At 74.6% G+C, this 6,776-nt stretch carries 11 protein-coding genes; 2 read left to right on the forward strand and 9 right to left on the reverse strand.

Going from position 1 to position 6,776, the window contains the following annotated elements; genetic code table 11:
- Positions 1-302: 302 nt before the first annotated feature.
- The gene (locus tag CNO22_RS24715) at positions 303-1,016 is read right to left on the reverse strand and encodes a class F sortase (RefSeq protein ID WP_198588578.1); all 714 of its coding nucleotides are present in this window, start codon (positions 1,014-1,016) and stop codon (positions 303-305) included.
- Between the two features lie 363 nt (positions 1,017-1,379).
- Between CNO22_RS24715 and CNO22_RS24725 the strand changes: the two genes are divergently transcribed.
- The gene (locus CNO22_RS24725; protein WP_091448646.1) at positions 1,380-1,649 is read left to right on the forward strand and encodes a hypothetical protein; all 270 of its coding nucleotides are present in this window, start codon (positions 1,380-1,382) and stop codon (positions 1,647-1,649) included.
- A gap of 67 nt (positions 1,650-1,716) precedes the next feature.
- Here the strand turns inward: CNO22_RS24725 and CNO22_RS24730 are convergent, their stop codons facing one another.
- Positions 1,717-2,565: a DUF2382 domain-containing protein gene (locus CNO22_RS24730; protein WP_100501905.1), complete on the reverse strand. Its 849-nt coding sequence runs from the start codon at positions 2,563-2,565 to the stop codon at positions 1,717-1,719.
- A gap of 233 nt (positions 2,566-2,798) precedes the next feature.
- Between CNO22_RS24730 and CNO22_RS24735 the strand changes: the two genes are divergently transcribed.
- Positions 2,799-3,548 (forward strand): TetR/AcrR family transcriptional regulator C-terminal domain-containing protein, encoded by a 750-nt coding sequence (locus CNO22_RS24735; RefSeq protein ID WP_232807330.1) that lies wholly within the window; start codon positions 2,799-2,801, stop codon positions 3,546-3,548.
- Between the two features lie 183 nt (positions 3,549-3,731).
- Here CNO22_RS24735 and amaP read toward each other — a convergent pair whose 3' ends face one another.
- The 7 genes from amaP to CNO22_RS24770 are packed head-to-tail and all read right to left on the reverse strand — an operon-like array spanning position 3,732 to position 6,540.
- Positions 3,732-4,298: an alkaline shock response membrane anchor protein AmaP gene (gene amaP / locus CNO22_RS24740; RefSeq protein ID WP_100501907.1), complete on the reverse strand. Its 567-nt coding sequence runs from the start codon at positions 4,296-4,298 to the stop codon at positions 3,732-3,734.
- Positions 4,295-4,825: a DUF6286 domain-containing protein gene (locus CNO22_RS24745; RefSeq protein ID WP_100501908.1), complete on the reverse strand. Its 531-nt coding sequence runs from the start codon at positions 4,823-4,825 to the stop codon at positions 4,295-4,297. The genes amaP and CNO22_RS24745 overlap by 4 nt, the downstream gene beginning before the upstream one ends.
- Before the next feature lie 12 nt (positions 4,826-4,837).
- Positions 4,838-5,251 carry an Asp23/Gls24 family envelope stress response protein gene (locus CNO22_RS24750; RefSeq protein ID WP_100501909.1) on the reverse strand — a complete coding sequence of 138 codons (414 nt, stop codon included), beginning with the start codon at positions 5,249-5,251 and terminating at the stop codon, positions 4,838-4,840.
- Positions 5,248-5,430, reverse strand: coding sequence for a hypothetical protein (locus tag CNO22_RS24755; protein WP_100501910.1), 183 nt, complete (start codon positions 5,428-5,430; stop codon positions 5,248-5,250). Before CNO22_RS24755 ends, CNO22_RS24750 begins: the two co-directional genes overlap by 4 nt.
- A gap of 29 nt (positions 5,431-5,459) precedes the next feature.
- Entirely contained in the window at positions 5,460-5,714 is a 255-nt protein-coding gene (locus CNO22_RS24760; RefSeq protein ID WP_100501911.1) for a hypothetical protein, read from the reverse strand.
- A gap of 23 nt (positions 5,715-5,737) precedes the next feature.
- Positions 5,738-6,073 carry an Asp23/Gls24 family envelope stress response protein gene (locus tag CNO22_RS24765; RefSeq protein WP_100501912.1) on the reverse strand — a complete coding sequence of 112 codons (336 nt, stop codon included), beginning with the start codon at positions 6,071-6,073 and terminating at the stop codon, positions 5,738-5,740.
- Positions 6,070-6,540: an Asp23/Gls24 family envelope stress response protein gene (locus CNO22_RS24770; protein ID WP_100501913.1), complete on the reverse strand. Its 471-nt coding sequence runs from the start codon at positions 6,538-6,540 to the stop codon at positions 6,070-6,072. The genes CNO22_RS24765 and CNO22_RS24770 overlap by 4 nt, the downstream gene beginning before the upstream one ends.
- Positions 6,541-6,776: the final 236 nt, after the last annotated feature.

The raw sequence follows: 6,776 nt of genomic DNA on the forward strand, positions 1-6,776 counted from the left end.
ACTGGGGCCTCCCACGCCTGTGGCTCTACCGCCAGGGCCCACCCCCGCACGGCAACCCACGATCATTCGTGGCGGGGCCCCAGCCCCCATACCGTCTGAGCGACCCGCGGCCCGGAACGGAGCCTCGTGCCGCCGTCCACCACACGCACGGCAAGGCTCAGCAGCGGGGCACCTCGCAGATCCGGCTGGTCCTCGTCAGCGTTCTTCTCGCCACCGGCGTCGTCCACTTGCTCGTGCGGCTCGCGTTCCCGGACCGGCTGAGCCGACCGGCGACCGTCGCAGTGCCGTGCGGGTGAGCGCGGTCAGGCCGCCCGGGTGGTGACCAGCGTCGCGTACGCGACCACGTTGTCCTCGTAGCTGCGCGCCTCGGGGTCGAACGCGCCGCCGCAGGTGATCAGCCGCAGCTGCGGCTCCGCGGTGTTGCCGTAGACCTCGAGCGTGGGGAACTCCGCCTTGGCGTAGCGCTCCACGCGGTCCACGGCGAACACGGCGACGCTGCCGTCGGCACGGGCCACCTCGACCTCGTCGCCCGGGCTCAGCGCACCCAGGTCGAAGAAGACGCCCGGTCCCCACTCGGCGGAGTCGACGTGGCCGAGCAGCACCGCCGGGCCGACGGCGCCGGGTGCGGGGGAGTTGCGGTACCAGCCGGCCAGGTCGTCCGGCCCCAGCGGCGGCACCTCCACGGTGCCGTCGCCGTTGAGGCCGAGCTGCATCAGCTCGGTGCGGACGTCGATGGCCGGGACGCGCAGGTCCACCGGCTCGGCGACGTCCGACCCGTCGGCGGACGACGGCGGAGCGGGGACGGCTGCGGACGACGGATCGGCGGACGGCGCGGGTGAGGACGCTGGGGCGGGCTCCTCGGCGGCGGCGGCCGGCTGCGGTGGGCTCTGCTGCCCGGTCACGCCGACGACCAGGGCCACCACGCCGACGACGGCCGGCAGCACGGCGAGGACGATCCAGGGGCGGGTCCGGCGGGGGTTCTGAGCGCGGGTCGGGACCTGGGCGACGGCGAACAACGTCGAGATCGCCTACACCCCGTTCTACGGCTCCTGGCTCAACCGGATCGAGCCGCAGTTCACCGCGCTGCGCTACTTCACCCTCGACGGCACCGACCACGACACCCACCGCGAGCAGGCCCGGATGATCCGCCGCTACATCGCCTGGCGAAACCGGCACACCACCGACCCGAAGCTCCGCAAGGTCATCAAGCGAGCCTCCACCATCAAGCGGGCGAAGGTTGTCTGACCCGGCACTAGACCGCACGGCGGACGGCCGGGTCAGTCCGGACACGCCGGGCGAGGGGGTGCCGACCGCGGCAGCGGGTAGGTGCAGGTCGAGGGCTCGCGCAGTCCCGTGCGGCCCCGACGGAGGGAGATGCCGTGCCCGAGGTACCGCAGCCGGTCACCGACAACAGCGTCAAGGTCCGCCAGCTCAGCCACTACCAGTTCAGCTGGGTGGCCGGGGAGCCCGGGAAGCCGGGCACCTACACCCTGCAGCTGGTCCTCGACCAGGGCGCCTGGGAGGAGGTCCTCACCCTGGACCCCGACGACGCGGACAACCTGCAGGACCTGCTCGCCAACACCGCGACCGTGCACTACGACATCGAGCGCCGGGTCCTGATGTTCGGCGTCACCCCCACCGGGAGCTGACGGGCTCGGGACGCCACGAGGCCCCGTCGGCGCAGCGCGCCGGCGGGGCCTCGTCGTGAGTGAGGGGTCAGATGCGACGGTCGGTGGTACCCGGCCCGTCGACCTCGATCTCCTCCTTGCGGACGTCGGCCGCCACCCGCTCCTGCTCGGTCACGGTCTCCTTGTCCAGGCGGACCCGCTCGACCGGCACGGCCTCCTTCTCCACCACCGGGCGCTCGGCGTGGAGGGTGACCTCGTGCTCCTCCTCGGAGATCGCCGGGCCGTCCATGGCGTTGCCGATGTTGGCGTCGGTGATCGGCTCGCGCTCGACCCTGACCTCCTCGCGGAAGACCGGGACGGTCTCGGTCACGTTCTCGGTGACGACGTACTTGCGCAGCCGGGCCCGGCCGACCTCCTCGCTGCGGGTGCCCACGTTGAGCCGCTCCTCGGAGCGGGTCATCGCCTCGTCGGTGGTGGGGCCGGAGGTGTCGTGGCCCACGGCGCGGCCCTGCACGTCGTCGTGGACGCCGTCACCGTCGCGGTCGGTGCGACCGCTGGTCCCGGCCACGCCCGCCATGCCGGCGGTCCCGGTGGTCGTCTGCGCGGTGGTCTCGGTGGTCGTGCCCGTGCCGAGGCCGTAGTAGCGGTAGAGCTCCTGCTCCTCCTGCGGCGACAGGTGACCCTCGGTGTCGATCTTCGGGGCGTCCTTCACCTTCGACTTGTCGTAGGGGAAGCGGAGCTGCTCGCCGGAGAGCTCGGCCTGCGCCAGCGGCACGAAGGTCTCCTTGGTGCCGAACAGGCCGGTGTGCACGGTCGCCCACTCGGGGCGGCCGGTCTCGTCGTCGAGGTAGATCTCGCCGACCTTGCCGAGCTTGTCGCCGTCGGCGTCGACCGCGGTGGTGCCGATGACCTGCTGGATCTGCGTCTCGTTGATCATGCTGCTCCTGTGCAGTGTCGAGGGGAGGGCTGCGGGTCCGCAGCGCCGTCCGTTGGCGCACCGTCGTGCAGGCGCTGGAGCTACGGTGCCCGTCGTGCTTACGGCGTAAACACCCGCTGCACGGGGGCGGCGCGACGGTGACTGTCCGCGGTCCGGCCCCGGCGGCGTACAACGGTCGTGACCGACGACGACGGGAGGCGGGTGTGGCAGACGACGCTGCTCCTCTCTCTGGAGTGCCCACGGACGGGCAGCCGCACACGCGGGCGCTCCGCGCGTCCCCGCCCGGGACGGCCCGCACGCCGCTCGACCGGCGCCGGGTGCTCGCCGCGGCCCTCGAGTTCATCGACCAGCACGGGCTCGAGGCCCTCACCATGCGGCGCATGGGCGCGCACCTGGGCGTCGAGGGGATGGCGCTGTACCGGCACGTGACGGGCCGGGAGGACCTGCTCGACGGAGTGGTGGAGCTGGTCGTCGACGAGCTCTACGGCGACCCGGAGGTGTACCTCGCGCCCAAGCACGGCTGGCAGGACTACCTGCAGCGGCTGGCGCACGGGGTCCGGCAGATCGCCCTCACCCACCCGGCGGTCTTCCCGCTGATCGCCACCCGGCCGCCGGCCGCGCCGTGGGTGCGGCCGCCGCTGCGCAGCCTGCGCTGGCTGGAGTCCTTCCTCGACGCGCTGACCAGTCACGGCTTCAGCGACGGGGCCGCGGTCGCCGCCTACCGGGCCTACACCAGCTTCCTGCTCGGGCACCTGCTGCTCGAGGTCGCACAGCGCGGGGTGCCGATCACCGCGCTGGACGACCCGGAGGGCGCGCCGGACGCGGACGAGCGGTCGCTGACCGAGTTCCCACTCGTGCGCCGGCTGTCGCCGCTGCTGGCCGAGGACGAGTCCGCCGCGGAGTTCGAGGAGTCGCTGGAGAACCTGCTCGAGCGTCTGCAGCGGGTGCTGCGCGAGTCCCAGCGACCGCGCTCCACCCGCTGACCCGCACGACCGGCCCGGCCCGCGGAGGCCGGGCCCACGTGCGAGCCCGACCCGGTCCGAACACCCACCGGCCCCATTGCCGGTGTTCCTCGTGCACTGCCGGTCCTCCAGGACCCGCGATGGACGAGGAACCCCGGCAATGTCGACGAGCCGGCTCGAGGGCGGGGAGGCCGGGGTCCTCCTTCAGCGCAGGCCGCGGCTCCCCGCGCGGCGGCCGGGCCGCAGCTCGATGTCGACCGGCAGGTCCGGGTCGTCGACGGCCTGCCGGGCGTGGGCGACCACCCGGTCCTCCAGTACCCGGCGGACCTCGGCGACGTCGGCGTAGTCGGCCAGCTCCACCGCGACGGTGAGCTTCCGGGCACGGTCCTCGACCAGGCGGGCGGAGGCGCCGACGACCCCGCGCAGCGACTGCGCCTCCTCCTCGACGGCGTCGGTGAGGGCGCCGGCGTGGACGACGGTGCGTCCCTCGCGGTCGTCGCGGGTCAGGTCCAGTCGGCTGACCCGGTCGGTGTGCAGCTGGGCGAGCAGCCAGCGCAGTGCCAGCAGCGCGATCAGCAGGCACGCGCCGGCCACGGCCCACCAGAACCAGGGCTGCTGGTCCTCGAAGCGGCGGGCCGACTCCGGCAGCACCGGCGGCGGGTCGCCGAAGGCGCCGAAGCTCGCGGCCAGCCCGACGGCGGCGCCGCCGAGCAGCAGCAGGCCGAGCAGGGCCAGGACGGTGCGGTTGGCGGTGTCCACCCGGCGGCTCATCGGCCGGCCCCCTTCGAGACGGTGACGCGGGGCCGCACCTGGCCGGCGAGGCCGAGCTCCTCCAGCCGCTCCGTGACGGCCCGGGTCACCTGGGACTGCAGGTCGGCGGGGTCGCGCAGCGCGGTGGCCGCCTTCACCCGCACGGTCCGGCGGCGCGCCCTGACCTGGGCGTCCCGGACGCCGTCGGGGCGGGTCGCGGCGGCGCGCAGCGTGCGCTCCAGCCCGCGCCGCGACGCCGTCGTCCGCACCGCCTCGACCCGCGCGGGCAGCGGCAGCGCGCCAGGGCGCCCGCGGCGCAGCGCGAGGACCAGCAGCACCAGCCCGAGGACGGCCGCGCCGATCAGCACGGCGCGCACGACGCCCGAGGCGAGCGTCTGGTCGCCGAGCCACGAGGTCCACTCCGGGTGCGGCACGAGCCAGGGCTGCCGGCCGAGCGCCGCGAGGACGATCTCGACGAGGGCCAGCAGGCCGCCGAGCAGGAGGGCCAGGGCCAGGAGGGTGGCCAGGACCCGGTTCACCACGGTCATCGCGTCCCTCCCTCAGTGCACGCGCCGCGCGGGCGCGGTGTCGGTGGCGAAGTGGACGACGTCGACGTCGACGTGGGCGACCTCGACGTCGGTGATCCGGCGGACGTCCTCGCGGATGTGGGCACGCAGCGCCTCGGTCACCCGGCGCACCGACTGCGGCCAGGCGACGGCGATGGTCGCCGCCACGGTGGCGACGTGCCCGTCGACGGTGGCGCGGACGGCGGCCTCGGCGTCCGGGTGGGCCTCGCCGACGGAGATGCCCAGCAGCCGGCGCGGCGCGGCGGCCGCGCCGTCGACCTGCGTGGCGGCGTAGCCCGCGACCCGCTCGACGACGCGGTCGGCGATGGTCAGCCGGCCGCGCTCCTCGGGCGCCGTCGCGTCGGGGGCGCTACCGGCGGTCCCGGCGTCGGCGGCCAGCGCCGTCACCGGCCCTGCCCCCGGCCGCCCAGGTAGGGCGTCAGGTCGAGCTGGCCGGAGACGACCTTGCCGATGAGGATGCCGATCACGCCGAGGACGGCCGTGCCGACGAAGGCGTCGAACCCGCCGATCACCCAGGCGAGGCCGAGCAGCAGACCGGTGAACAGACCCACCACGGTGGGGGGCATGGCGGTACCTCCAGGGAGAGGGGAGCGGCTCACACGACGCGGCGTGGAGCGGAGGAGCGGCGCGACCGGCGCTGCCACCAGGCGAGCAGCCGGCGCAGGCCGCGGGGACGGTGCACGAAGCGGACCTCGGCGCCGGGCGGGCCGGGGGTCCCGGTGCTCGACCGGGACTCCCAGACCCGCAGCGTGCGCATGAACTCCTCGGCGTTCCCGCCGAGGTCGGGGTGGTGCCGGCGGAGGGCCGCGCGCCGCCGGCGCCGCTCCTCGGGGGACAGGGACGACGGCACGGCGTGGACTCCTCCGGGGTGGGTCAGGCCGAGGGCCCCGGCGGCAGGGCCAGCTGCTCCTCGTCGGCCAGCTGCAGGTCGGCGACGTGCACGTCGACCGGCCGGCCACCGGCCAGCGGGGCGACCCGCCGGCGGACCTGGTCGGTCAGGGCCGCGATGGGGACGCCCTGGGCGACGACCACGCTGACCGTCACCCGCTCGTCGGTCACCTGGACGCCCTCGACCCGGCGGCCGGGCAGGAGCGTGACCACCAGGCGCAGGCCCCCGGCGTGCAGGGCGGCCACCGCCGGCGCGGTGCGCACCGCAGCGGCGATGGCCTCCGCGTCCGGGTCGGCCGCGGTGCTGGCACCGGAGGTCACTGGACCCGCGCAGGCTCCTGCTGACCCTCGTCGTCGGTCGGCAGGTGGATGTCGTTGACGGCGATGTTCACCTCGGTGACCTGCAGCCCGGTCATGCCCTCGACCGCGTTGATCACGTTGCGCCGCACGGACCGGGCGATCTCGGAGATCGGCGCGCCGTACTCGGTGACGACGTCCAGGTCGACGGCGGCCTGCTTCTCGCCGACCTCGACCGCCACGCCCTGACCGGCGGTCTGCGAGGCGCCGGGGATGCGCTCACGGAGGGCACCGAAGGCACGCGCGGCGCCGCCCCCGAGGGAGTACACGCCGGAGACCTCCCGGGCGGCGAGCCCGGCGATCTTCTGCACCACGCCGTCGGCGATGGTCGTGTTGCCCTGGCTGGTCTGCAGCGCGGAGGGCGAGGCCTGGCTCAGGGCGGTCGAGCTGGTGGTGCTGCTGCCGGTCGTCGTGCTCGTCGACTGGGTCATCGATCAGGACCTCTCTCGTCTCGCTTCGGGGAACGCCCGACCTCTCCCCATCCGGTTTCTCAGGTAAACCACAAGATGGCCCGCGATGGAGCTTCGCACAGCCGACAACGGGTGGTGCGTCGCGGGGGCCGGACGAGGGCCCCGCGCAGCGACGCCTCGAGCCGCCGGATCACCGGATCGGTACGAATCCGGTTGTGCACTACCGATGTGGTCTCCGCTGTCGCGTATACACATCT

The organism is Geodermatophilus chilensis (assembly GCF_002802985.1).
GTDB lineage: Bacteria > Actinomycetota > Actinomycetes > Mycobacteriales > Geodermatophilaceae > Geodermatophilus > Geodermatophilus chilensis.